This window comes from Viridibacillus sp. NPDC096237 (assembly GCF_050278625.1).
In the GTDB taxonomy this organism is placed as follows: domain Bacteria; phylum Bacillota; class Bacilli; order Bacillales_A; family Planococcaceae; genus Viridibacillus.
Genome location: NZ_JBNNTI010000017.1, coordinates 20,881 through 41,830, shown reverse-complemented (window position 1 = coordinate 41,830; position 20,950 = coordinate 20,881). Strand labels below are relative to the sequence as shown.

The 20,950-nt window shown below is 35.5% G+C and carries 32 protein-coding genes; 1 reads left to right on the top strand and 31 read right to left on the bottom strand.

Features of this window, described 5'->3' with window-relative positions:
• Positions 1-14 precede the first annotated feature (14 nt).
• The 19 genes from ACQKMD_RS11225 to ACQKMD_RS11135 form a co-directional block, all read right to left on the bottom strand.
• Positions 15-608 carry a hypothetical protein gene (locus ACQKMD_RS11225; RefSeq protein ID WP_427752074.1) on the bottom strand — a complete coding sequence of 198 codons (594 nt, stop codon included), beginning with the start codon at positions 606-608 and terminating at the stop codon, positions 15-17.
• Positions 609-1,001: 393 nt separating this feature from the next.
• Positions 1,002-1,430 (bottom strand): phage tail assembly chaperone, encoded by a 429-nt coding sequence (locus tag ACQKMD_RS11220; protein ID WP_427752072.1) that lies wholly within the window; start codon positions 1,428-1,430, stop codon positions 1,002-1,004.
• A gap of 65 nt (positions 1,431-1,495) precedes the next feature.
• On the bottom strand, positions 1,496-1,999 hold the full coding sequence (locus ACQKMD_RS11215) for a phage tail tube protein (RefSeq protein WP_427752071.1): 504 nt from the start codon (positions 1,997-1,999) through the stop codon (positions 1,496-1,498).
• A 15-nt stretch (positions 2,000-2,014) separates the two neighbouring features.
• Positions 2,015-3,325, bottom strand: a complete 1,311-nt coding sequence (locus ACQKMD_RS11210; RefSeq protein WP_427752068.1) for a phage tail sheath C-terminal domain-containing protein — start codon at positions 3,323-3,325, stop codon at positions 2,015-2,017.
• Positions 3,325-3,522 (bottom strand): hypothetical protein, encoded by a 198-nt coding sequence (locus ACQKMD_RS11205; protein WP_427752066.1) that lies wholly within the window; start codon positions 3,520-3,522, stop codon positions 3,325-3,327. The genes ACQKMD_RS11210 and ACQKMD_RS11205 overlap by 1 nt, the downstream gene beginning before the upstream one ends.
• Entirely contained in the window at positions 3,522-3,953 is a 432-nt protein-coding gene (locus ACQKMD_RS11200; protein ID WP_427752064.1) for a phage tail terminator family protein, read from the bottom strand. Before ACQKMD_RS11200 ends, ACQKMD_RS11205 begins: the two co-directional genes overlap by 1 nt.
• On the bottom strand, positions 3,943-4,464 hold the full coding sequence (locus ACQKMD_RS11195) for an HK97 gp10 family phage protein (RefSeq protein WP_427752062.1): 522 nt from the start codon (positions 4,462-4,464) through the stop codon (positions 3,943-3,945). The genes ACQKMD_RS11200 and ACQKMD_RS11195 overlap by 11 nt, the downstream gene beginning before the upstream one ends.
• Positions 4,464-4,826 carry a hypothetical protein gene (locus ACQKMD_RS11190; protein ID WP_427752060.1) on the bottom strand — a complete coding sequence of 121 codons (363 nt, stop codon included), beginning with the start codon at positions 4,824-4,826 and terminating at the stop codon, positions 4,464-4,466. Before ACQKMD_RS11190 ends, ACQKMD_RS11195 begins: the two co-directional genes overlap by 1 nt.
• Complete coding sequence (locus ACQKMD_RS11185; protein ID WP_427752057.1) at positions 4,820-5,206, bottom strand: hypothetical protein; 387 nt, start codon at positions 5,204-5,206, stop codon at positions 4,820-4,822. The genes ACQKMD_RS11190 and ACQKMD_RS11185 overlap by 7 nt, the downstream gene beginning before the upstream one ends.
• A 5-nt stretch (positions 5,207-5,211) precedes the next feature.
• Positions 5,212-5,511, bottom strand: coding sequence for a hypothetical protein (locus tag ACQKMD_RS11180; RefSeq protein ID WP_427752055.1), 300 nt, complete (start codon positions 5,509-5,511; stop codon positions 5,212-5,214).
• 47 nt (positions 5,512-5,558) lie between these two features.
• On the bottom strand, positions 5,559-6,602 hold the full coding sequence (locus ACQKMD_RS11175) for a major capsid protein (RefSeq protein ID WP_427752054.1): 1,044 nt from the start codon (positions 6,600-6,602) through the stop codon (positions 5,559-5,561).
• A 15-nt stretch (positions 6,603-6,617) separates the two neighbouring features.
• A complete protein-coding gene (locus tag ACQKMD_RS11170; RefSeq protein ID WP_427752052.1) occupies positions 6,618-6,974 on the bottom strand; it encodes a hypothetical protein in 357 nt (118 codons plus the stop codon).
• 15 nt (positions 6,975-6,989) lie between these two features.
• Positions 6,990-7,592, bottom strand: a complete 603-nt coding sequence (locus ACQKMD_RS11165) for a phage scaffolding protein (protein WP_427752050.1) — start codon at positions 7,590-7,592, stop codon at positions 6,990-6,992.
• A gap of 138 nt (positions 7,593-7,730) precedes the next feature.
• Positions 7,731-7,964 carry a hypothetical protein gene (locus ACQKMD_RS11160; protein WP_427752048.1) on the bottom strand — a complete coding sequence of 78 codons (234 nt, stop codon included), beginning with the start codon at positions 7,962-7,964 and terminating at the stop codon, positions 7,731-7,733.
• 2 nt (positions 7,965-7,966) lie between these two features.
• On the bottom strand, positions 7,967-9,553 hold the full coding sequence (locus tag ACQKMD_RS11155; protein WP_427752047.1) for a minor capsid protein: 1,587 nt from the start codon (positions 9,551-9,553) through the stop codon (positions 7,967-7,969).
• A complete protein-coding gene (locus tag ACQKMD_RS11150; protein WP_427752045.1) occupies positions 9,540-11,045 on the bottom strand; it encodes a phage portal protein in 1,506 nt (501 codons plus the stop codon). Before ACQKMD_RS11150 ends, ACQKMD_RS11155 begins: the two co-directional genes overlap by 14 nt.
• Positions 11,046-11,057: 12 nt before the next feature.
• Positions 11,058-12,308 carry a PBSX family phage terminase large subunit gene (locus tag ACQKMD_RS11145; protein WP_427752043.1) on the bottom strand — a complete coding sequence of 417 codons (1,251 nt, stop codon included), beginning with the start codon at positions 12,306-12,308 and terminating at the stop codon, positions 11,058-11,060.
• Positions 12,301-13,188 carry a terminase small subunit gene (locus ACQKMD_RS11140; RefSeq protein ID WP_427752041.1) on the bottom strand — a complete coding sequence of 296 codons (888 nt, stop codon included), beginning with the start codon at positions 13,186-13,188 and terminating at the stop codon, positions 12,301-12,303. Before ACQKMD_RS11140 ends, ACQKMD_RS11145 begins: the two co-directional genes overlap by 8 nt.
• Before the next feature lie 94 nt (positions 13,189-13,282).
• Positions 13,283-14,134, bottom strand: a complete 852-nt coding sequence (locus ACQKMD_RS11135; protein ID WP_427752040.1) for a hypothetical protein — start codon at positions 14,132-14,134, stop codon at positions 13,283-13,285.
• 349 nt (positions 14,135-14,483) lie between these two features.
• Between ACQKMD_RS11135 and ACQKMD_RS11130 the strand changes: the two genes are divergently transcribed.
• On the top strand, positions 14,484-15,257 hold the full coding sequence (locus ACQKMD_RS11130; RefSeq protein ID WP_427752039.1) for a DUF4393 domain-containing protein: 774 nt from the start codon (positions 14,484-14,486) through the stop codon (positions 15,255-15,257).
• Positions 15,258-15,640: 383 nt separating this feature from the next.
• On the opposite strand, the gene ACQKMD_RS11125 is transcribed toward ACQKMD_RS11130, so the two are convergent.
• From ACQKMD_RS11125 to ACQKMD_RS11070, 12 genes are all read right to left on the bottom strand, one after another.
• Complete coding sequence (locus ACQKMD_RS11125; protein ID WP_427752038.1) at positions 15,641-16,123, bottom strand: sigma factor-like helix-turn-helix DNA-binding protein; 483 nt, start codon at positions 16,121-16,123, stop codon at positions 15,641-15,643.
• A 118-nt stretch (positions 16,124-16,241) separates the two neighbouring features.
• A complete protein-coding gene (locus ACQKMD_RS11120; protein WP_427752037.1) occupies positions 16,242-16,775 on the bottom strand; it encodes a type II toxin-antitoxin system VapC family toxin in 534 nt (177 codons plus the stop codon).
• Positions 16,759-17,106: an STAS-like domain-containing protein gene (locus ACQKMD_RS11115; protein WP_427752036.1), complete on the bottom strand. Its 348-nt coding sequence runs from the start codon at positions 17,104-17,106 to the stop codon at positions 16,759-16,761. Before ACQKMD_RS11115 ends, ACQKMD_RS11120 begins: the two co-directional genes overlap by 17 nt.
• 11 nt (positions 17,107-17,117) lie before the next feature.
• Positions 17,118-17,975 carry a hypothetical protein gene (locus tag ACQKMD_RS11110; RefSeq protein ID WP_427752034.1) on the bottom strand — a complete coding sequence of 286 codons (858 nt, stop codon included), beginning with the start codon at positions 17,973-17,975 and terminating at the stop codon, positions 17,118-17,120.
• 246 nt (positions 17,976-18,221) lie between these two features.
• Positions 18,222-18,725: a hypothetical protein gene (locus ACQKMD_RS11105; RefSeq protein WP_427752031.1), complete on the bottom strand. Its 504-nt coding sequence runs from the start codon at positions 18,723-18,725 to the stop codon at positions 18,222-18,224.
• Entirely contained in the window at positions 18,722-18,919 is a 198-nt protein-coding gene (locus ACQKMD_RS11100; RefSeq protein ID WP_427752029.1) for an XtrA/YqaO family protein, read from the bottom strand. The genes ACQKMD_RS11105 and ACQKMD_RS11100 overlap by 4 nt, the downstream gene beginning before the upstream one ends.
• A gap of 3 nt (positions 18,920-18,922) precedes the next feature.
• Positions 18,923-19,195: a hypothetical protein gene (locus tag ACQKMD_RS11095; RefSeq protein ID WP_427752026.1), complete on the bottom strand. Its 273-nt coding sequence runs from the start codon at positions 19,193-19,195 to the stop codon at positions 18,923-18,925.
• Entirely contained in the window at positions 19,195-19,431 is a 237-nt protein-coding gene (locus tag ACQKMD_RS11090; RefSeq protein WP_427752023.1) for a hypothetical protein, read from the bottom strand. The genes ACQKMD_RS11095 and ACQKMD_RS11090 overlap by 1 nt, the downstream gene beginning before the upstream one ends.
• Complete coding sequence (locus ACQKMD_RS11085) at positions 19,428-19,622, bottom strand: hypothetical protein (RefSeq protein WP_427752021.1); 195 nt, start codon at positions 19,620-19,622, stop codon at positions 19,428-19,430. The genes ACQKMD_RS11090 and ACQKMD_RS11085 overlap by 4 nt, the downstream gene beginning before the upstream one ends.
• 4 nt (positions 19,623-19,626) lie before the next feature.
• A complete protein-coding gene (locus tag ACQKMD_RS11080; protein WP_427752019.1) occupies positions 19,627-20,049 on the bottom strand; it encodes a RusA family crossover junction endodeoxyribonuclease in 423 nt (140 codons plus the stop codon).
• On the bottom strand, positions 20,046-20,186 hold the full coding sequence (locus ACQKMD_RS11075; RefSeq protein WP_427748773.1) for a hypothetical protein: 141 nt from the start codon (positions 20,184-20,186) through the stop codon (positions 20,046-20,048). The genes ACQKMD_RS11080 and ACQKMD_RS11075 overlap by 4 nt, the downstream gene beginning before the upstream one ends.
• An 11-nt stretch (positions 20,187-20,197) precedes the next feature.
• On the bottom strand, positions 20,198-20,875 hold the full coding sequence (locus tag ACQKMD_RS11070) for a dUTP diphosphatase (RefSeq protein ID WP_427752017.1): 678 nt from the start codon (positions 20,873-20,875) through the stop codon (positions 20,198-20,200).
• Positions 20,876-20,950 lie beyond the last annotated feature (75 nt).

Genomic DNA, 20,950 nt, shown 5'->3' with positions numbered 1-20,950 from the left:
GCTCAAAATTTCCATTATAAAACTTGTGTTCTTCTTTCTTGGGAACTTAAATCGTAATGATTTATAAAAAATATCGCCTTAGGCTCCTTTGTTACGTTGAATGAAATGAAATCTAATTCTCCGTCTTTTTCATACGAGAAAATAAGATACTTTTCTTCAATTTTACTTTGTTTTTCTTTTGAGCGACCGCCAATCAATGCACCCAACGGTCCAAACAATGCATAACCACCTATCGCACCACCTGCACTGCTAACGTAACTCTTCTGTATTTCGACATCGGTTTTCAATAGTATATCTCTAACCTTTTTAATGTCCAGTTCAAAAGTGTCTTGATTACGCTCGAAAATAACCTTATCTTTACCTCTGTAGATATAAGTTTCAGTACCTTCAGATATAGGTAATCCAGCTACGTGTTCTGCATTGATACAATAATCAGCTTCTAAAGTTTTAGTACGGGCATAAGATCCAGGTACTTTACTTTCTTGTTCAAACTTTTCAACTTCTTCACGATTAAGTTTTTCTTGTATTTCCGCCTTCTTGTGTTGTTCTAATAACTTAGCCTCTGAAGATGATAACCTTCTGAATTTTTTTATTAACCAATATTCCAAAAAAGAAATACCGAAAAATACAACAGCTACAGTAATTGCTCCTGCTAAGGAATAATCTTTATAATTTCGAACAATATTAAAAGCAGCAAAGATAACGAAAAACCCTACAAAAACAGATAATAAAAGATACCATGTTCTTTTAATGGGGATAACCTCCTTTTATGTATATATAACTAGCATATAACAAGGGAGGTATATATTACTATAACTATTTCTTTCGACCCTTTTTCTTCATCTTCTTTTCTTCCTTAGCTTCAGCTTCCATCTTAATTTGCACTGCAGCTATAACTAATGCTTTTTCGTACTTAGGTAAGCTGTCAAATTCCGAAGGCCATTTATGAAATTTATGGAGGCAATAATACGCTATATTAGCTTCATAATCGCCTCCATCTATTAGTTTTTTGCTTCTTCGACAACTTCATCCATACCTACATCGAAACCATTAACTGACTGTACTACTTTTAAATAATCGGCATATTCACCTGGTAACAACATTTTTTTGAGTAATGCTTCAGCACCCATGACCCCATATGAATCTTGTATAGCTTTATCATGTAGATTTGGATCTAATGTACATTTAACAGCTAAACTTGTTAAATATGCATCGTAGTCGGTAGTTGGCTGGAATACATTCTTTTTGCCCGGTACCGGCATACGTTTTGTATGACTTTTTCTTAACAATTCATCTTCGTCAGAAGTAATTGCGCCTACTTCCCACTTAATCGGTTTTTTATCTTCATCGACAAATCGTTTAGATACTACGTGCTTTTCGCTCTCTATTACCAATGCGTTTTGTGCTAAAAATGCTGTTAAGTTACTCATATTATCACCTTGTCCTTTTCTATTTGTTTGAATTATAAAAGGCCGCTATGTAAGCGACCTTTGTTTTACTGCATACCAGGAAGTAATTTAAACTTCTCTGGCATTTCGAAATCGTCGAATGTACCGTCAATCGGCTCATCTAAGTATTCACCATCTGCATCAAACTTAGCTAATACACCGCCATCTAAGTTACAGTTTTTATGAATGACCGTTTGTCGACCTACTGCTGAAGTTGGGTCCTCATTAGTAACTTGGATATCGAAATAAACATCCTCACCAGTTTCTTTGTAACGATAAAGCAACTCACGGAAAATAGATTGGTTATAGTGAGCAGTTCCGGAAAATGTACCGGACCAACCGGTAGCTTTAGAACCTTTACCCGTCTTCCCTAAAATGGGTACTTCTGTTTTAGTTTTTTCAATTTCTGATTCAAAGTCTATAATCTGCATGAAGTTATAGCGATTACCCTCAATCGTTACAAAACATTCAGCTAATGCAGCACTTACTGAATCCTTGGCATTCATCGCCTGAGCAAAGTATTGTAAATCTAGCTTTAATAATTTTTCCATATGTCAGCTCCCTCCTTAAGAGACCATAACGGTCATATACAATTGGGCCATAGCGTTAGTTGGTTGTACGTAGTCAGTTACTACAACAGCCTTTTTTAGGTTACCTGGTTGAACTGTTACATCTTCAGATTTAAAGTTTTCGATAGCACGTAGCGTTTGTAGCTCTTTGTGATGTGTAGTGATGTCATTCCATAGGGAAATACGACCAGCTGCATCGTTTTGTTCTTTACCCAAATACTTTTTAGCAAATAATCGAGCAATATCATTACCAATTTGATCAAGTACACGAATTGTTTGATTGCTTGAAAAATCTTCATTCTTATCATTTGTAAATGATGTAAAGGTATTAATATCTTCAAGCACACAAATATCGTCTCCGACTTTATGGAATACAAAATCACCATCAGATAAAGCCATTTCTAATGTTTTATCGATTTTCGTTTTCACTTCATATTCACCGTCATACTTTTTATTAGTATTAGATCTATTAATTGCACATCCTGCAGTTGCTCCTGTAGTCCAAAACACGAGAGATGCTTCATTCTCATCTTCAACATCATTCAACACACTTACTACGCCTTCGTAATCAACACCTTGCTTCTTGTGTACGACGCCTTGAAATTTCGCACCTACTTGATCACGTAAGCGTTGATTAAATGCGATATACAAATCTTTGATGGTTTCCACTGTAGATAAGCAACCCAACGCGTTAAATGAATATGGTTCCAATTCAGCTAACGCTTCTTGATGTTCTGCTCCTTCTACTGATTCTCCATTAGAACCTGCAGTAAATGGTGTTCCTGCTGAAGCTTCTAATGCCACACCCTTTTTCCACTTCACAAAATCATTATCCGCTAAATCATCCGTTTTCGGACCAACCGCTAGTTGCTCATCAACTAACGATGAACCTAGATAGATTGATACATCGAACTTTGTTACATCATCAACATTAGCGCTAATAACTAACTTTAAATCATTACCTCTAACACCTTTACATACAGCACTACCATAGTTACTTGTCGCAGCTACACCGTTTTTCATCAACTTGTAAATATAAGCTGTGTGAATGTTTTTAAATAGATCACGCAAACCTTTTAGCTTTTCATGAGTGTAGTCATAGCCAAAGATTTTACGTGAATTCTTTTGTAAGTCTTCAGTAGTGACGGTCATTACTTTCTCGTCAGTACCCCAATCAAGTTCTAACGGTAATGCAGCATAACCACGGTCAGCCAAAGAAGCTGTTGCTCGAGCCACACTTACAAAGTTCATATAAACGCCTGGCAACTTTTTGTTTTGTGTTAAGAATGTTCCTCCACCCAATCCCATTATTTCTTCTCCTCACCTTTCAGAAATACATTAATTTTCTTATCAACTTCTGCGAATGTATATCGTTCTTCATCATTTAGCAAAGCACTAATAACGTCTCGATGCATTGCGTATCTACGACTCTTAACTAGCTGTTGTGTCGAAAAAGTTGGTTCAGCGGTTTTCGTAGTCTTCACTGTTGGCTTTTGTTCGGCCATCAAGCATCCTCTCCTTTTACATGACTTTGGATTGTTAACTCTTCCATCATTGGAATAGCTTCTTTTTCTTTGTATACGTGCATGTTGTAATTAACAAAAAAGTGCATTACATCATCGATTAAGTTAGCTCTCATTTTTGTACCACGTAGTAGATCACCATTTAGACACTGGATATATTCCATATCACACATAAGCTTGTCAGCGGTGATATGAGCATCCATATTACCTTTACCGAAGTAATGTATATCAAATGGGATAGTCTTGTGATATCTGTTACCTATAGCCTGTTTAAGATTCGGTTCTAAAAGAGCAATAAAAAAAGCAGGCTCCTGAAAGCCTTGCTCAATTGATTCTGTATAGATTGTGTAGTTATCCCCAAACGTATCGTGCAGCTTAATAGCAATAGCTGTTACTACGTCATTAATCTGCATCGAATACCTCCCCAAGAAACTTCATTAATTTCTTTTCTACAATCTGCGGTGCCTGAGCATCGACTTCATCAGCACTAATAGTCATCATAAATTGACCTTTTACCCATCCTTTGTGCGATGGAGTTCTATGTCCGTACTCAACATAAGATGCATAATCAACTGGGTTAATGATTTCGATTTCGTATACGTCACCATGTCTGATAATACTTAATGATTCAGCATATCTACTAACACCTGTACCACCACCAAATGCGGCTGAAAGTTCGGCTTCACGTTCACTTTTCGCTGTCCAACCGCGTCTTAGTGTTCCTCCAACATAACCTTGCACTGGAGTTTTCCATTTTGAAGGATCAGCAACAGGTGTACGCCTTATAACTTTTGCCAATAGGCGTGCTGCTAATTCCTTAGCTGCCGCCTCACAAAACTTATCAAACTTACCCCGTTCAAGCTTTTCCATCTTCTTTGCGAGTCTTTGCAACTGTCGATAATCCACATTGCCCCATCTAGCCATTACGCATACCCCTTAAATAGTTCAAGCGCAATTTCTTGATGATCCGTATATATGGCAGGCTCTCCACTTCGAGCATATTCAGTCGTTTTACCATGTTGAGTGACAATAATCTTAGACCCTGGTTTCACTTCTATCTCAGGTGCAATAAATAACTTTGTTGTTTGCACAATGATGGCTGGTGCATTTGTTTTGGTTGATGATGTTTGCTTTTCGTAAGATATCTTACACTTTTGATTCTCAAGAACAGTAACCTCTTTTGTACTTGTTATGTGTGTAATAGGATCCTTAATGCTTCGTTTCTCTTTTACTGTGCATTCACCTTTGTACAGTGACTCAACTGCACGCCTTCTAGCATTCACCATTTAATCACCCTGTAAGCTATATAATCAAAACCCTCATGCCTTAAGTAACTTATGAATACATCAAATTGAGCTTCCGCCGTCAAGTTATTATCATCAATTGCATAAGTAACCGTCGTATCTCCATCTTGAACAGTCTTTGCAATCAGTCCAAAATCAAGAGTTTCAATGATAAGTTGTCCCATACTCTTTTTCATAAGTAGAAATTCCCCTACAACCATATCAATTGCAATATGGTGTAGAGGAACTGGAATATTACTAAGATTTGTTTGTGTATTAATATGGCTTTTCACTTTATCGCTGATGAATCCTAATAAAAAATCATCTTCCATCGTCACTGAAAGACCAAGGGCTCTTAGTCGCTCTTTAATTTTATCCAACATAGCGATTACTCGCTTCCTTTTTCAATAGAGACTTGGATTATTTCTATAATTTCATCCCTTTTCTTTGCTTCACCCAAATCAATTTTGTTGTCATCTGCAAATTGCTTTAATTCAGGAACGGTCATTTCATTGATTGATTTTGGCGCTTCTTGAACTTCTACTATATGTTCATAGCCTGGATCAATTATGTCTAAGTCTTTTATTGAATTGAAAACATCTTCAGTTATATTCACTGTGTTTCCTTTTTGGAATAGATCTTTGTCTAGCTTGACGTGTTGGTTAAATGTCACTCTAATTTCTGACATTAAAATCGCCTCCTTTAATATTAATTAAAGAGAAATGAATACTTCCCTTAGTTAACTTTTGCAGCAAAGATATTGTCTATAGTCTCAAAGCTTGGTAATACAATTTCAGATACAATCGTTTCTACGTTGACCGGATGCGGTTCTTTAATAGTTGTAATAGCTACGCCTGTATTCACAATGGAGACATCTGCAACCGTCTGACCTGTCAATAAATCGGATTCTTCCGGAGTTGTTCCGTAGAATGTATTTCCTAAATTACCTTCTGGAATAAGCGTAAAATAGTCATCCGGATAAAAATTATGCAAAGCACCTTTTTCATCACGATATTTTTTGTTGTAAATAGCTACCGATAAACCAAATTTGTTCTGTAAATACTGCTTCAACAGCGCTTCTGTCATAATCACGTTTTGGCCACCCAGCGGATTCATGTCTAATCGAATACTTGGATGCTTCAATAGGTAACTGAATGTCTTACGTGTTAAAATGGCGTTTGTTGGTCGAGTACCTGTATTATCTTCTACCGTATCTTGCCATCTCATAATGTCCTCGATTGGCTCTGAATCTGGGTTACTCCATTGAGCTCCCCCTGCTAATATTTCTTTATGGTCGTCCTTCATTTTGTAATCATAATCATAATCAAGTCGATTAGCAGTAATACCAATTTTACCTGTCGCCAATAACTGCATAATCATTCTCTCAGGTTGAACCGCAGCACCGTTTACAAGTGTTGTTACATCGTCATAGATGTTTGCTACCACTGTTTGCGTCATTCCATCCAAATTAGATGCAGCAAGCCTATTAAGTTCTTGACGATCCTTTTCACCAATTCTCATGGATTCACGGAAGAAAGGCATTTCCGTTTGAATTTTACTAAATCCGATACGATCACGAACAGTCGCTTTCACATCGAATTCAGAAGGCATTAGCGCTACTGGTAATCCGTTGGACCCCTTAATCCAAGATAGATCTAACCCTAATTGTTTCTTCGCAGGGAAAAGAGTGGCTCCTAAATACGGAATCGCATTAGATGGGTTGTTCTGGTAATACGTTGCAATATTTTGTGCATTTACTAATTCATAAAGTGTTGGCATTTATTTCATCCTCTCTTATTTCAAAAATGTGATTTGTTTTAGTGCTGTTACCGCTTCTGCTGACGGTGCTTCTGGCAATTTTTCTAACGCTACAAAACCATGAATTATAGCTGCTCCCGGTGCAGGACCATACGTCACGTCAACATCATTGAACAGAACACCTTCCGCACCTACTCCGTTCGTTTTCTTCGCTTGTACAGATTCATTCGCTAAGAATCCACCACCTAAAATTGTTCCTGCCGGGACAATCTTTTTACCATTTACTGCAGTAACCCCAGCATCTGAAACAGTGACCGCAACATTTACGTAATGATCGGGAAACTTCAAAATTTCTTTTTTGTTCGTGTATGTTGTTTCAACAAATTTACTCATTTTTATTTTTCCTCCTTATTCAAAATAAGATTTACGTGCATCCTCGAGCCCCTTGTTACTTTGTGAAAAATTCTCAGCCATTTGTTTTCCATAATCACCTGCTTTAGTTTCCGTTTTTGTGCTTTGTGCACCTTCTACAGGAGTAACGCCTTTAAATCCTGGGGCTCCTCCCTCTTCAGAGACAAACAAAAAAGGCTTTGATTCTTTCAGTGTTTTCAACTGATCATCTAATCCGCCTTTGATAGAACCATTTTCATCTAACTCAATTTTTGTTGTATCTAAAATACCTGCAACAATTTCAGCATCTTGAGCCTTACCTGTCAGTGCTAATTTAATAGCGCTTGATAACTGTACATCTTTCAGTTGCTGTTCATACGCTGTTTTAGCTTCTGTATTAGCTGTTTGAAGCTCTGTGATTTTTACTTGTAGTCCTGCAGCATCGACTTTCTTCAACTCTTCAAGCTGTTGATCGCGTAAAGCTAAATCTGTTTCGAGTTGTTTTTTTGCAGTATTTATTTCATCAAAGCGAGTTTTAGGAATCATTGCTCCGTAACCTGCAACGACTTTATCTGCTTGTTCTTCTGTTAAACCTAATGCAACTAAATCTTCTTTTTTCATATCTACATCCTCCTAATTCGTTTTTAACGTGTAACGCCACGATAGGTGTTGCAACTCGTTCTTTAACGTCTACGAGAGCGAAAAAGACGAAATTTGAGCATAATAAAAAGCACTCCCTACCAAATCGGTTGGAAGTGCTTAATCAAAAAACTGTTCTAAGTCTATTTCAGATTTCACATATACTGCATTCTCATAATAATCATTGCAGACTGTTACTAAAGAGGTACCAAGTTTATAATTTTGGATTTTACTGTTATCAACATCAACTACTAAATCTTGTTTAACTATCTCTGGAATGTTCTTTTCCAACGCTAGACATTGTTTTTCAAAGATATTTTCATCTGCTTGATTACATATGTTGTATTCAATCATGCTCATTCCTCCAATCCCAAAGATTTATTAACTTTCTTGTTTGTAGTTTGTGAGCTCCTGATTATATCCTTATATGCTTCCATTTCACTAAGACCGTACTTGTTTTTCTTGTGAGCTAACAGTTTTTCTAGTGTTTGATTCGGGCGAGTTTCATTTAAGTTTTCAGCCCCTGCTCTATCACTCATCATCAAGCGTGCTTCAGTTCTATATTTATTCCTTAATGAATGCGCTTGGATAGCTTGCTCTTTAATACTTTTAGTTTTGTCTAATTTATTCACTATATTTTTATCATGTGATATATACCATTCTCTAACTTCCTTATTCCCGAAAATGCCATAAAAAGAATCGCGATAATCTAGTGCGTTTAAAGTTGTCTGCTTTTGTACTTTCAAATCATCCCACTTATCACCATTAGTATACTTCAAATCTTGAAACTCAACAAAGCTTTTTGCACCCAACTCTTTACCGAAAATCTTTTTATATTTTTCATACTGATTTTTATCGCTTGATAAATTCGCGTCTTTATTCTGCATGACTTCCACATACTCTTGACCGTGCGTATCAACCACGAATTGTTTATGCCAATGTTTATACGTCATATTCGATGGAACATGATACGTCTTGCCATCTAAACCTCTTGCTATACGAGAACCAAAATCATCATCGAAGTAAGGCACTGTTACAGTCCTACACCAAGGATGGAAAGGTGGTGCTGTTATACCTACTGCATATTCAGACATCTTGAACACCATGCCATCAAGGTCTTGGCAAATAGAGCTTGTCTTTCCATCTAATGTTGCAACAATCTCATATTGTTCAACATCCAACTCTTTAAATGTGTCCTTTTGAGCTACAGACGCAAAAAAAGCCGATTCAGTCATTACTAACCGTGCGGCGTTTTCTTTTGATGATTTCATTTTCTTTTGAATGAATGAAATCATTCTATCTGGTGATTCTCCACGAACAATTGACCGTGTAAGTTCAGTTTGTAGTGTTTGCACTAGTTCATTTTTGTTTTTCCAAATCTTATCGCTAAAGGTTAATCCATCAGTAGTCCAAGGCTTTGATATGACTTGTTGTAATTGCCTGCTATCAAACGCTTGCATACTGAATCCAACATTAAATCCTCGTTGGATCTCGAATGCAGTTTGGTAATAAGCACCTTGATAGGTTTCTTTCATCAAACGCTCTACGCCTTCAATTTGCTGCCCGTACAATACTTCCACCTGTTGTTGCAGTTGTAGCTTTAAGGATTCTAAACGGCTTATATGGACACGAGAAGATGCATTTTCAAGTTGTCTCATCCAAGAGCCGTTCACTGCATTCTGTTCTCCAATTTCGATGTACCTATTTACATCCCAATGAAACTCTCTTAACTCATCAGAACTAAGTAATCGTCTACCTTCAGCTAATGATATTTCATTGTTCTTAGCAAAGCGTGAATACCACTTAAGAACATCCTTTTCGATTTCATCTAAAATATAACGGTAGACTTCTTCAAGACCTTTTAAATAGTCTTCACTCTCGTCAAGTTGAGACTCTAACAATAGTTCGAACCGCTTTTGCCAGTACTCCCTACTCTTTGACATTTACAACACCACCCGATTGTCCAGGAAAGTTGCCATTATATGCGTCAAATTCTTTTTGCTCTTGCTCACGTTCTTTCTTTTTGCGCTCAAGTTCAAGTTGAACGTTCTTTGTCCATGGATGCTGGGCCACAAGTGTTTCGTCAGATAGAATAGGCATTGATTTAACCACGTTATCTATAGATTCGTTTTCGTTAATCAGAATGTCACGGTTGAATATCACATTTACCGTTTCGCTTTCATAATCACCCTTCTTTGTATTAGCAAAGTGTATATCAACAAACCATAATAGATCTTCAAAGGAGGCTTGAAACTCTGTTTCTATCCCATTTGTATCTAAATCAATATCACTGTACATGGATTGAATGTTCATTTGGTTTGGATTGTTGCTCATCCGTTCGTCTTTAGCGTCGTATCCACGCCCATTTTCTATAAGAGCTTTCTTAAATAACGAAAGAATAGATTTGTAATTCTCTGCATTCACTTCGATTGTTAAAGTGTCAATACCACCTTTAGAACCATCAGCTGATCGTACTTTTACAGCACCATATTGCGTTAAGTTGCGTCTAAACTCACCAAGATTTGTACCATCGTAATTATGCAACACTAAGATGGTATTACGTGCGTCCTCCTGCATATTGTTTTCGAAGTCCGATAATATTGCATTTATGCCATCTTGTAACGACTTTACTCGTTTAATAAGCGGCATTTCCTTGTTGTTGTACTTAAAAGCAATAAGAGGAACTTTTGACCAATTTAAGCCAATATCATTACCTTCTGCATCTGATGTAGTCAAATAAGAAGTAGGTTCCACTTCTACATCTAATACAAGGCTGTTTTTTTCCCACACGTAATGTTCTATCCCTGTAGTTGTGTAGATCTCTACCTTTTCGATTTCAACTTCTTTGTCACCTTCATAAACAATTACTGTGTAGATGCGAAGAGCAAAGTCTAGTTCTGTATGTTCTCTGTCTTTCCAAAATGGTAAGATTTCATGTGCTAAGAATTGTTTGAACTTGAATTCTCCATTTTCATCGTAATATGGATACAACCAAGCAAGTCCATTATTTAATGCAGCCTCACCTAAATTACGTAAGGTACGATGAAACCTTTTATTGAAAGTAGTTTGCAACAATTCTAAATAGGTGTTATTTTCCGTTTCGAAAGTCAAAGGTTTAGCTAACAGGTAATTAACTTTTTGATCTACAAGTTTAGCGTACTGATTATCAACAACCAAATTATTCGGCAAGTTATTAACGATTTGTAACTGACCATTTTCGCCTATCACTTCTCGTTTTCGTTTTAAAATGTCTTGATTGCCTTCATAATACCTATCGCCTTCTAACATCAAAAGACGTTGAGCGGAAGACTTAAACTTAATGATTTCTTTTTCTAGCATTTTATTACGAGAAATGATATTTTTTGCACCAACTTCAATGATTTTATTTAATTTATCCGTTTCCATAGTAGCTCCTTGAAATGGGAAATAGCCCATGTTATCACCTCTCTAAACAAAGCTGAATGTGTCGCCCTTGATATCCTCTAACGCATAACGCATAGCATCCATCAAATGGTTAAAGTCATCAACTGGTTTATTTAATTTCTTACCGAATTTATCCTGTGCCCAAGTGTAGTTTGTAATCTCCGTTAAAAAGTTTACACATGATGGATGGATAATGATTTTGAAATCTTGAATTGTTTGGATTCCATTATTGATACTGTCAGGGCCTTTTCGAGCACGTCTAACATTCTGCAATCCAAAGTTATATAAATCGTCTATACTCTTTGGCTCCGCACTATCGGCACGTATTCGTTCCTTTTTGAACCCTTTACGTTCAACCTCGTTGTAAATCATTTGATTGCTCATGCCTTCTTTATAAATCTCATCGAATACATAGATTTCTTTTGCTACTTCATCAACAATTCCCGCAAAGAATGCTGTTGGATCATTTGTGTAACCGAAGTCGAGTCCGAATGCTGTTTTAGCAGTTGAACGCTGCAATATACTGTTTTTATCAAATACTGTTTCTTCCCAATTCTCAAACACAAGACCATCTACGATACCCCAATCACCTAGACCAGCTACTTGATAACGTCTTGGGTTGTCACGCTTCATACGTTCAAATACACGCTTATCAGCATCATCCAAGAACTCGTTACATAAATAGTTGGTTGTCTTTGCTAAGATATCCCCGTCATTTTCAGCATCAAAAAAACGCTTCTTTATCCAGTGTTTTTCATTCCACGGGTTTAAAGTAAGCGTTATTTGTTTGAATAAACCTTCTGGCGCTGTACCACGTATTGATTCATCCAACATATTAAAGTCATCTTCACTAAGAATCTCGTATGCTTCTTCAATCCACATCCAGCAAAGTACGCCATTTTTAACAGTGATAGACGTTACTTTTAACGGATCATCAAGGCCACGGAAGTATATTTTCTGCCCTGTAGGTAAATAGGTCATTTCTAAAGGCGATTCTTTCACTTGCCAATGCTCTTCTACACCTAGCGCTGATACAGCCCATTGCAACTCAGCAAAACATGAGTCTTTTAATGTTCGGAACGTCTTGCGTATAATTAATAAATTTGCTTTCGAGTGTTTCATAAGTTGAGTGATGTAGTATATGGCAGTTGTTTTAGACTTTTTAGAAGCACGAGAGCCTTTGCAAACTCGATAACGACCTTTGAAGTTCCAGAAGTCTGCATAACCTTTTCCAATCGTTTTTTGCATAGAAATAACTTTAGTTTCACTACTCACTTACATCATCCTTTATTACGATTGGAACTGATTTCTGACCGCTATTATTAGTAAGTTTATTTATCTCAACCTTTGTCTTATCCATATTCAAACGTGTTTGTTCTACTTTCAATTTCTTCAGCTCACGATCATCTAACAGGTCCATATGTTTAGTTAAGAAGTCGAGTGCTTTCATCTTGTCAGCAAGCTTAATAGATATGCCGTCTTTGCCTTTTTTAACTTCTGTAATAAGCGTACCGTCAACTTCACTTGAATCAACTAGGCTTACTTGTGAAATAGTGTAGGTAATCTTCTCGCCATTTTCATCTAACATTGGTTTGCCGTCGTAATCAGTTTCAACACGTTCCGATGAACCGAATTCTACAAAGTCTGTCATATCAGCAAAAGCAATATCAATCCACTTCTGAAGTAGCACTCTCTTACTTAATAATGCATCACCTGTTATTTCATCACGCACACGAATGATTTCAGCGTTTATCTTAGGATTTCTAAGGTGACGTGAACCTTCAACCATAGCCGTGTTATAACCGCACTCATAAGCCTTCTTATATGCCTTAGTAGCATTCCAACTCTTCACATAAAACGCAACAAAGAGCCGTTGCTTATCGGTTAGCTCATTATCATCACTGACAACTAACTCCGATTCAACAGGCTCTTTTTTAACATTCTTTTTCGGTTGTTTTTTATTTGTAGTACTACATTCATCGTTTGCAGTACTACATTCCATTTGTTTGTTCCATTTATCTCGACTCTTCCAAGCTGAAATAGTCTTTTCAGGAACATCTAATAACTCACCAAGTTTACGGTTTGTAATATCACCATTATGTTCTTTCCACATTTCAAATGCTTTATCCCTGTTAGGATCTCTAGGTCTAGCCATCTCTCATAACACCACCTCCGAATAATCAATTATTTACATATATCCACTTTCATGCTTATTCCCTATTCAAAAAAAGGCCTCTCAAAGAGAGGCTTTACATTAAAATTGTTTTTTTGTCTAAAAGTAATTGTATATCATTAACAATTATTTTCTTTTGTTTTAAATTAGGCGCATTATCTTCTTTAAAGATTATTTTAAGGCGCTTTTTATTAATCTCTCTATTTATTCCCATAGATAATCTAATGTTTTCAAAACCATATCTCCCGGTAATCGCCTTTATTTCACCTGCTATTTCACTCAATTTAATGTTAGATTCTACAGTAAGTTGAATCGTATTCGTTAAGACTTTTAAATCTTTTGGTACTGAATGACTATTGGCATCTCTACTCAAAGTTTTTTCTATAGAATCCAATCTTTCAATTAGATATTTATTCATATCTACATCTTGGCTAGAACTACTTTGAAGGATCATTTGAGATTCAATTGCTCTATAAATTGGATTATCAGGACATTCGTCAGATAAAGCTTCTTCAACGTAATTCTCTAATCCTTTTTTAAGCTCTGTGACTCCAAACATATCATTCTTATAAAAAATAGTTCTTTCATCTATAATATCAAAAGGAAGCACCGTTCCTTCTTCGCAAATTTGAATAACTGGTTTTCTAATTGCATGTCTAATTGCTAATTCATACATTACATTTGGATTCAGCTTTGTTAAATTCGCAATTACGAGATCATCTTCAATTATTCTTGTAATTAATTGTTTATTTATTGACCCTGCAGTATTTATTCTGTGTGCAACGTTTATATTCTCTACATCAAATCCCAAATCAATTAATACAGGAATAATAACTGCATCAATTACTCCTTCTGCAGACCTTCTAGTTTCTGTACTATTCCCTCCAATAGGGGTTACAATAAAGACTTTCTTTTGATCGTTAGACATGATTTCCTCCATTGTTATATATTGTTTATCGTATAATATCATTTATAAAAAAGAATGTATATTACATATTTAACATTCGGTATATTTCACCCTCAAACAAACGAACGCCATCCAATAAGGGGTTTTGGTCAGCTAGGCATTCGCTTGTGTCAGAGCAAAATAAAAAGCATCTCTATAAAGATGCTTTCCTGATTATTCTTTAATTAAGTTACGTCGATTGATCTGTCCACATGCAACAGTTAGCCAAAATCCAATTTGAAAAATAAAAAATGTAGTTAGTATTGGATGATTGTATATTGTTTCCATTTAAGATACCTCCTATAATATATTTAGAAAGGTAGTGAAATTATTGGAATTAAATATCTTGCCAAAATTTGTAGATGAAGCTGCAACACCTATTGCCCAAAGCGTTGGTAATTCTATTTCCGGAGTTTGGAACCTAGTGTTTGGAAATCATGTATCTCTTTGGTTAAAAAAGCAAGAATTTAGACACCAAAGAAATTATGAAGATTTTGTTAATCGTACAAATGCTAAAGTTGAAAATATTCCACAAGAAAATCTTCAAGAACCAGAAATGTACATTTTAGGTCCTGCTATTGAAGCATCAAAATATTATATCGACTCTGAAGAGCTAAGAGAGATGTTTGCTAACCTAATTGCCTCTTCTGTTGATTCTAGAGCAAATAATATTACACATCCAGCTTTTGTTGAGATTATCAAGCAACTAAGTTCTTTAGATGCTTCAATTCTTAAAAACTTCACTTTTCGTAAGGAATTCCCAATTGCTCAGATAAGATTCACTAATGATGAAGGTTTCTATTTGATAATATATGAACACTTAATGGCTTTCTCGAATACAAATAACGAATTTGAAATGAGAATTGCTTCAATAAGTAACCTTCAGAGATTAGGGCTAATTAATATAGACTATAATGTATATTTAGACAACCCTACTTATTATGACTTTGTAGAACAACATCCAGCTTTTATAAAAGCTAACCAATCACTACAACTAGAAGAATATACTAGAGATGGTTTTAAAAATTACAAAGTTCAAAAAGGCTCTGTTAATTTAACTCCACTAGGTCAAAATTTTATCTTAGCATGTTGTATAACTACATAATTATATTTCTCATCAACTAAAAAAATTCTACCTTTAGATAAACTATCCAAAAGGTAGAATTTTTAATAATAGAAATTTACATCTCATTCAAACGAACAATACTGATAACCCCAACACAATCGTATATGGTCCGTATCATTCGCTTGAATCAACGTAATTTAAAAATGGACAGACTCCAAAGTAATTTCAGTTACCTGTCGTGCACTCCATCTTAGCGAAGTATAAGTTTAGGAATTTATCTTCTTGGGTCGGTCGGTCTGTTTTTCATTCTTTTAGGTTACGGTTAAATAAGAGGAAGAATGGTAGGCGTGGTTTAAAGATGCACCCCCTATAATCCCCCTCATATATGCAGACTTCGTAAGACAACGTAAGACAAAGAAATTTCATGAAACTAGCTCTTTTACCTTGTTTCTAGCTCTATTAATATGCGTTTGAACCGTGCCCTTACTGACTTTCAGCTCATCAGCAATCTTTTGAAAACTTTTTTTCTCAACTTCATGCGCAATGTAGCAAACTCTCTCTTTATGGCTCCAAGTTGCAAATATCTTAGCAAGCGCTTTTTTCTCTTCAGTGGTCATAAACAACTGCTTTGAATCGATATCATAAAGCTCATCCGTAATATCTGGAATCACATCGATGCTCTCAAAAAACTGTCTCTGATAGATAGCTCTCTTATCAATCCCTCGATAAGCATCAGGGTTTCTACCTGTCTCCATCCAGTCCATAGCATACGTCATGCTCTCAATCATACTGTTGAGCTGCGTTTCCTCCTCAAAGTTACCTTCATGAAGATTAGCTCTCTTTTGATGCAGTACTTTTCTGCCTTCTTTGTACTCTACTAACAGTTCATCCGCCCAATTCTTCATTCTATGCATCTCCTTTTTTTGAAAATAAAAAAGAGGACAACAAATGACACGGCGTTAACCGTTATCAAATGTTGTCCTCCAGATTGCTGGTGGGACTATTTATATGTATCCAAACAATTTAGTTTGTTATAATTTCAATTTCATGACTCAGTGTTTTATAATCTTGATCGTGAGTAACGATTTTTAAACCGCTCTCTAATGCCAAGTAGCAATGAATTGCATCATTAAAGTCAATTTTATCTTCTATTGAAATAAAATTTTCAAAATCAAAAGCATCAAACTTATCATTCAAAGGTTGCGAGTTTAACATTATTTTATTTTTAGTAATTGATTGTATATTCGAAAAGACGCCTTCATAATTCTGATTATCCCTGAAATCTTTTTTAAAGTTTACAAGACCATCTTTTTTTTGAATATGGCTAAACTCAAGTCTTTCATATCTATTAACAAACTCTGATACAAGGAGAGAATTTGTATATATAGTATTTCCCGATTCCCTAACTTTCTGATAAAAATCACTATATGCTTTTACAATCCAAGGCTTATGATTACCAATAGAACAATATATATACATCCATACATTTGCATCGAAGAAGAAACTGTCCTCTTCTTTTATAGTATATGTCGATAATTTATTAATCTTCACCATCATCCAGTACCTCTTTTACTAAATTTTCGAATTCTTTAGCCTCATCTTGATTCATCTTGACTCTTTCTATAACTTGTTTTAACAAATATTTATCTAGTTCATCCAAATTTAAAATATCCAATTTGTCGTTTAATTCTTCACCAGAATACTCGCTATATAAATGACCTATAGCTACATTTAAAAATGCTGTTGTCAAATCAGTGATTCCTTCAAAATCTAACTCAACATTTACGTTTTCTTTTAAAGCCAAAGTCAACTCTTTGTATACTATTTCGCCTTTAGTTGCTGAAATCGCAATACCTGATCCTATTACATCTCTTACATTGACTTTCATAATTACTCCTCCTAGAAGCATATTTCTCCTACCTCTTTCCGCACGTCTTTACTTAGATCACTGACTAAATTAACTATTGTTCCATCATAATGATACGCTATTTTCCGATGATATATTCCATCAAAGCCTTGTTCCCAGTAACCTTTGCCCGAAATTATAGTCAATTCCCCATTATTTTCTAGTCGGTCCTTTAGAAAATGTAGACCAATTCCACCATCTTTTGAGGGTTTTGTAGTATTACCAAATTCAGTAGCCCAATCTATTGCGTCATGATCCACAATATCATCCCCTAGTTTTTTCCTTACATTTTGTCCGATTGTATTCCCTAAGTCCACCATAGTAAAGGCAACTTTCTTTTTATAGGGAAAGTATTGACCACAAGTATAAATAAAGCCACTATTCGCATGTATTCTGGTATTTTCAAATACTTCTTGTAAACATTTTTTGAACATTTTAATTTGATCTCCCGAAAGGGGCAAATTTATCTTAGGTATTACTTCTTCGTCAAGATACTCCGTAAATCCTTCTCCATTTGAAGTACTAAATATATTAAAGGGTATTGTACTATTATATGTGTCGACCGTTAAACCTAATTCATACCTATTATAAAAACCGTTTTTCTTAAGAATCGTTTCTATTTTTTCGTCTATTCCTGCAAAAGCAACATTACATTTTTTCATATGTAAAGATTCAATTACACTCGCAAATATTGCTGAAAAGTTCGCTTCAAACCAGGTTGTTCGACTAAAATCAAATATAATATATGTATTATAAAATTCTAATACATCTTGATACATTTTTGTGAAAAATATAAATCCATCATAATTATTTTCAATTACACTTGGCATTTCATAAGTAATCTGATTCATAATATTTCCCCTTATCCCACTTACCACTATGTATTTTGGCTTGTTGTATATTGTTCTCCTTCTTCAGACACTGAAATAGTTATTGTACCTTGTTCCAAACTGAAAAATATATTCGAACATGTACTTTTACCTATAATTATATAACAACACAGGTAAATATACATGATTTTTTTATATACAAAAAGGACAATAAGTGACTCGGCCTTAACCGTTATCAAATGATGTCCCTTCAGATTACTGTTGATACTAGTTATTTAGTTCATTTTTAAAAGGTTTATAAAGTTTGTTTTTAGTATCTAACATTGTTCCTGTAATATTACCTTCTAAGATTGTGAAATCGGGTGATGTAGCAATCATTGATTCATTGTAATAATTGTGAAAATAAATCTTAAAACAGACATCTTTACCTACATAATCTGATAGTGAAGGTAAGTTTATTACAAAACTTTTACCCGTTGGAATAAACGTGTCATTTTTCTTTGTATACTTATAATCGATTTTTTCTTTTTCACTACCATTTAAAAACATAACAATTTTTTCAATTCTGATTTGTGGTGAAGCATCATTAAGTATAATTGCTTTCGAATCTCCATGATTCACAGAATGCATATGAAACCACGGCTGTGCATCGTATTGGCTTAAATCTTGTGCTTTTCTTGAATATCTTGTAGTAATAATTATACTCACCAACGCAGCTAATGTTGCTACAGCACTTGAAATACTTCCTACAACATTCCAGTCAATCTTCAAAACGTCTCCCCCTCATCCCACTTAACACGTTGTACTCTCCCGTGATGTGTATATATCTTCGTTTCAGCGAATGGAGGTAATTCAGCAAGCTTTGCTTTTCCTTCACAAACTACTATCACACAACTTTTAGGTATTTCCATTATATCAAGAATAAGGTTGTTTTCGCTATCAATTTCTAATTCTCTTAATCTCAAAAGTCATGCCCCCACAACTATTTTAGTATTTGGGTTCACAAACGGTATAGTCCCGTTCAAGCCTCCAGTACGTGGTTTGATAGCACCTAACAATTCTCTATCCATTGCCAACAAAGCTATTTCTACTTTCTTTCTTTTGATTTTAAAGGCTATTGTTGCTACGGAGTGACCTTCCTGCCACATCTTATCAAATGTCTTCACTTGGGATAGTTTAAAATCTAAATTAACATCCTGTTCATCATCCGTAAAAAGAATGTAATAAGGTTCTTTAGCCATCATTTTCCCTCCAGTTCATTTAGTCGTTTTAATCGTTTATCTGCCTTCGTTTGCGCTCGTTGATATCTTTTATTTAAATCATCAATTGTTTTTTGTTGAGAGTGAATCTTTTCATTTTGGCGTGCGTATAATTTAGTAAGTTGTTTTATTAATGGGACAAGACGGTTTGTGCGAACCGTCTTTTGAGTTTCCACTATGGTTTTTAATAAGGTGATCACGTTTGAAGTGGTATTCATGCGTGTTTCACCTTTCTTTCTATTTCCATCTCCATCAATGCTGCATAAGCACCACTGTTGTAGTTCTCTGATTTAATTTCACCGAGTTGTTTCCACCCACGAGTTTCATGGTCCTTAATCTTCTTTTTGAGATCAAATTCCGTATAACCTTTGACAATCTTTCTGCATCGTTTAGAATGCCAGTTACCCATTCAATCACTCCCATTCGATAGTAACTACCGCCTTTGGTTTATCCGAATAAAACTTCCTTGCAACCAACTCAATCACTTGGCTGTCATCATGCCATATAACCTTGCTCAGACCGTCTTTAATGCCCTTAACTAGATTATCTATGTCAGGCTTAGTTGTTGGTCTTAAAACTCCATCTAGCACCTGCTGATACTTCTTTTTGCTATTCAATATTGCTTTGGGCATTTTTCGATAGACATCGATATGCAAAACAATCGGATCCGTTATTAATTCATCTAGTGCATACTCTGAAGCTACTAATCTAACAAAACTTTTATAGTCTTTAGATTCCTTTGGATCACGTACGCTCACACCTTTGCCGAACCTTGAAAATTTCGGTCTTTGTTGCGCCTGAACGTCTCCGTCAATTTCAAATGTAATTTGGTTCAAACCACTACCCCCACTGTTCTGTTATATTCCTCTGTCAAACGCTCATCACAAAAATTTTCGTATACACCACGAGGATACTTTCCAAAAACCTCAAGCGTATCAATCATTCCTTCACGTTCGTCGCGCGTTAGTTCCATATCATCTCACCTCAGTAACCGTTTTGTTGACGTTGCTTATTGATCTCGTATTTTTCCCAGTAGGCTTGTTCGATTTGGGTTTCTGTGAAGCTAAGCATTTCACCTAAACCAACCCACATTCTGAATATTTGTTCGTATTGTTCTTCAATTTCCGATTCTGTGCCCATTTCTCGTAAACAAACACAATCCATAAAATATGCAATTTGATTAAATAAATAATTGAATTGTGTAGTTACTGTTTCGTATTTTATTGACTCAGTAGTATCAAACTGTAAATATATCGGATAACTTTCTCCGTATCTTTTCGCATCTTCTAAACCAATACTCAAAAATAAATGAAGGAAATCGACGTATTCTTCGAGTAGTGGATTTGTTCGCTTTAATGGTTGCGTTACATATCTTCCACATTGTCCATTCAGTTCGTGATCAACATCATAAATACCATTACAATTCGGACAGAATAATGCGTTATATTCACCGTTAATTGGAGTATCATATTTTTCTATACGCGGCTCCTGGTCGTTACTCCAAAACTTAAACCCACGCCATTCGTTAGCGCATTCACCTAATTCCACTAACAGAGCTAGAATCTTTTTACTCAATCTATCCTCACCTGGTTGTACGGGATGTTGCTGTTCAATATAATCATCGAGCTCTCTCTGAGCCTCAAATAGTTTTTTCAGATTCATAGTTTGTCCTCCTGTTTCGTTTCATGTTCGTTATTCGTCTTATTCTAATACAGGGCTTTCTCTACATTCGTCACA

What these genes read in the sequence shown, in the direction of transcription:
- ACQKMD_RS11120 (WP_427752037.1), bottom strand. Translation starts at nt 16,775, where the DNA reads ATGATGGTGAAGATTAATAAATTATCGACATATACTATAAAAGAAGAG.
- ACQKMD_RS11135 (WP_427752040.1), bottom strand. Translation starts at nt 14,134, where the DNA reads ATGTCTAACGATCAAAAGAAAGTCTTTATTGTAACCCCTATTGGAGGG.
- ACQKMD_RS11090 (WP_427752023.1), bottom strand. Translation starts at nt 19,431, where the DNA reads ATGAATACCACTTCAAACGTGATCACCTTATTAAAAACCATAGTGGAA.
- ACQKMD_RS11185 (WP_427752057.1), bottom strand. Translation starts at nt 5,206, where the DNA reads ATGTTGGATAAAATTAAAGAGCGACTAAGAGCCCTTGGTCTTTCAGTG.
- ACQKMD_RS11150 (WP_427752045.1), bottom strand. Translation starts at nt 11,045, where the DNA reads ATGGGCTATTTCCCATTTCAAGGAGCTACTATGGAAACGGATAAATTA.
- ACQKMD_RS11160 (WP_427752048.1), bottom strand. Translation starts at nt 7,964, where the DNA reads ATGATTGAATACAACATATGTAATCAAGCAGATGAAAATATCTTTGAA.
- ACQKMD_RS11140 (WP_427752041.1), bottom strand. Translation starts at nt 13,188, where the DNA reads ATGGCTAGACCTAGAGATCCTAACAGGGATAAAGCATTTGAAATGTGG.
- ACQKMD_RS11095 (WP_427752026.1), bottom strand. Translation starts at nt 19,195, where the DNA reads ATGGCTAAAGAACCTTATTACATTCTTTTTACGGATGATGAACAGGAT.
- ACQKMD_RS11155 (WP_427752047.1), bottom strand. Translation starts at nt 9,553, where the DNA reads ATGTCAAAGAGTAGGGAGTACTGGCAAAAGCGGTTCGAACTATTGTTA.
- ACQKMD_RS11190 (WP_427752060.1), bottom strand. Translation starts at nt 4,826, where the DNA reads ATGGTGAATGCTAGAAGGCGTGCAGTTGAGTCACTGTACAAAGGTGAA.
- ACQKMD_RS11085 (WP_427752021.1), bottom strand. Translation starts at nt 19,622, where the DNA reads ATGGGTAACTGGCATTCTAAACGATGCAGAAAGATTGTCAAAGGTTAT.
- ACQKMD_RS11115 (WP_427752036.1), bottom strand. Translation starts at nt 17,106, where the DNA reads ATGAAAGTCAATGTAAGAGATGTAATAGGATCAGGTATTGCGATTTCA.
- ACQKMD_RS11220 (WP_427752072.1), bottom strand. Translation starts at nt 1,430, where the DNA reads ATGAGTAACTTAACAGCATTTTTAGCACAAAACGCATTGGTAATAGAG.
- ACQKMD_RS11110 (WP_427752034.1), bottom strand. Translation starts at nt 17,975, where the DNA reads ATGAATCAGATTACTTATGAAATGCCAAGTGTAATTGAAAATAATTAT.
- ACQKMD_RS11215 (WP_427752071.1), bottom strand. Translation starts at nt 1,999, where the DNA reads ATGGAAAAATTATTAAAGCTAGATTTACAATACTTTGCTCAGGCGATG.
- ACQKMD_RS11165 (WP_427752050.1), bottom strand. Translation starts at nt 7,592, where the DNA reads ATGAAAAAAGAAGATTTAGTTGCATTAGGTTTAACAGAAGAACAAGCA.
- ACQKMD_RS11195 (WP_427752062.1), bottom strand. Translation starts at nt 4,464, where the DNA reads ATGGCTAGATGGGGCAATGTGGATTATCGACAGTTGCAAAGACTCGCA.
- ACQKMD_RS11125 (WP_427752038.1), bottom strand. Translation starts at nt 16,123, where the DNA reads ATGAAGAATTGGGCGGATGAACTGTTAGTAGAGTACAAAGAAGGCAGA.
- ACQKMD_RS11210 (WP_427752068.1), bottom strand. Translation starts at nt 3,325, where the DNA reads ATGGGATTGGGTGGAGGAACATTCTTAACACAAAACAAAAAGTTGCCA.
- ACQKMD_RS11170 (WP_427752052.1), bottom strand. Translation starts at nt 6,974, where the DNA reads ATGAGTAAATTTGTTGAAACAACATACACGAACAAAAAAGAAATTTTG.
- ACQKMD_RS11205 (WP_427752066.1), bottom strand. Translation starts at nt 3,522, where the DNA reads ATGGCCGAACAAAAGCCAACAGTGAAGACTACGAAAACCGCTGAACCA.
- ACQKMD_RS11075 (WP_427748773.1), bottom strand. Translation starts at nt 20,186, where the DNA reads ATGGAACTAACGCGCGACGAACGTGAAGGAATGATTGATACGCTTGAG.
- ACQKMD_RS11180 (WP_427752055.1), bottom strand. Translation starts at nt 5,511, where the DNA reads ATGTCAGAAATTAGAGTGACATTTAACCAACACGTCAAGCTAGACAAA.
- ACQKMD_RS11070 (WP_427752017.1), bottom strand. Translation starts at nt 20,875, where the DNA reads ATGAATCTGAAAAAACTATTTGAGGCTCAGAGAGAGCTCGATGATTAT.
- ACQKMD_RS11200 (WP_427752064.1), bottom strand. Translation starts at nt 3,953, where the DNA reads ATGCAGATTAATGACGTAGTAACAGCTATTGCTATTAAGCTGCACGAT.
- ACQKMD_RS11175 (WP_427752054.1), bottom strand. Translation starts at nt 6,602, where the DNA reads ATGCCAACACTTTATGAATTAGTAAATGCACAAAATATTGCAACGTAT.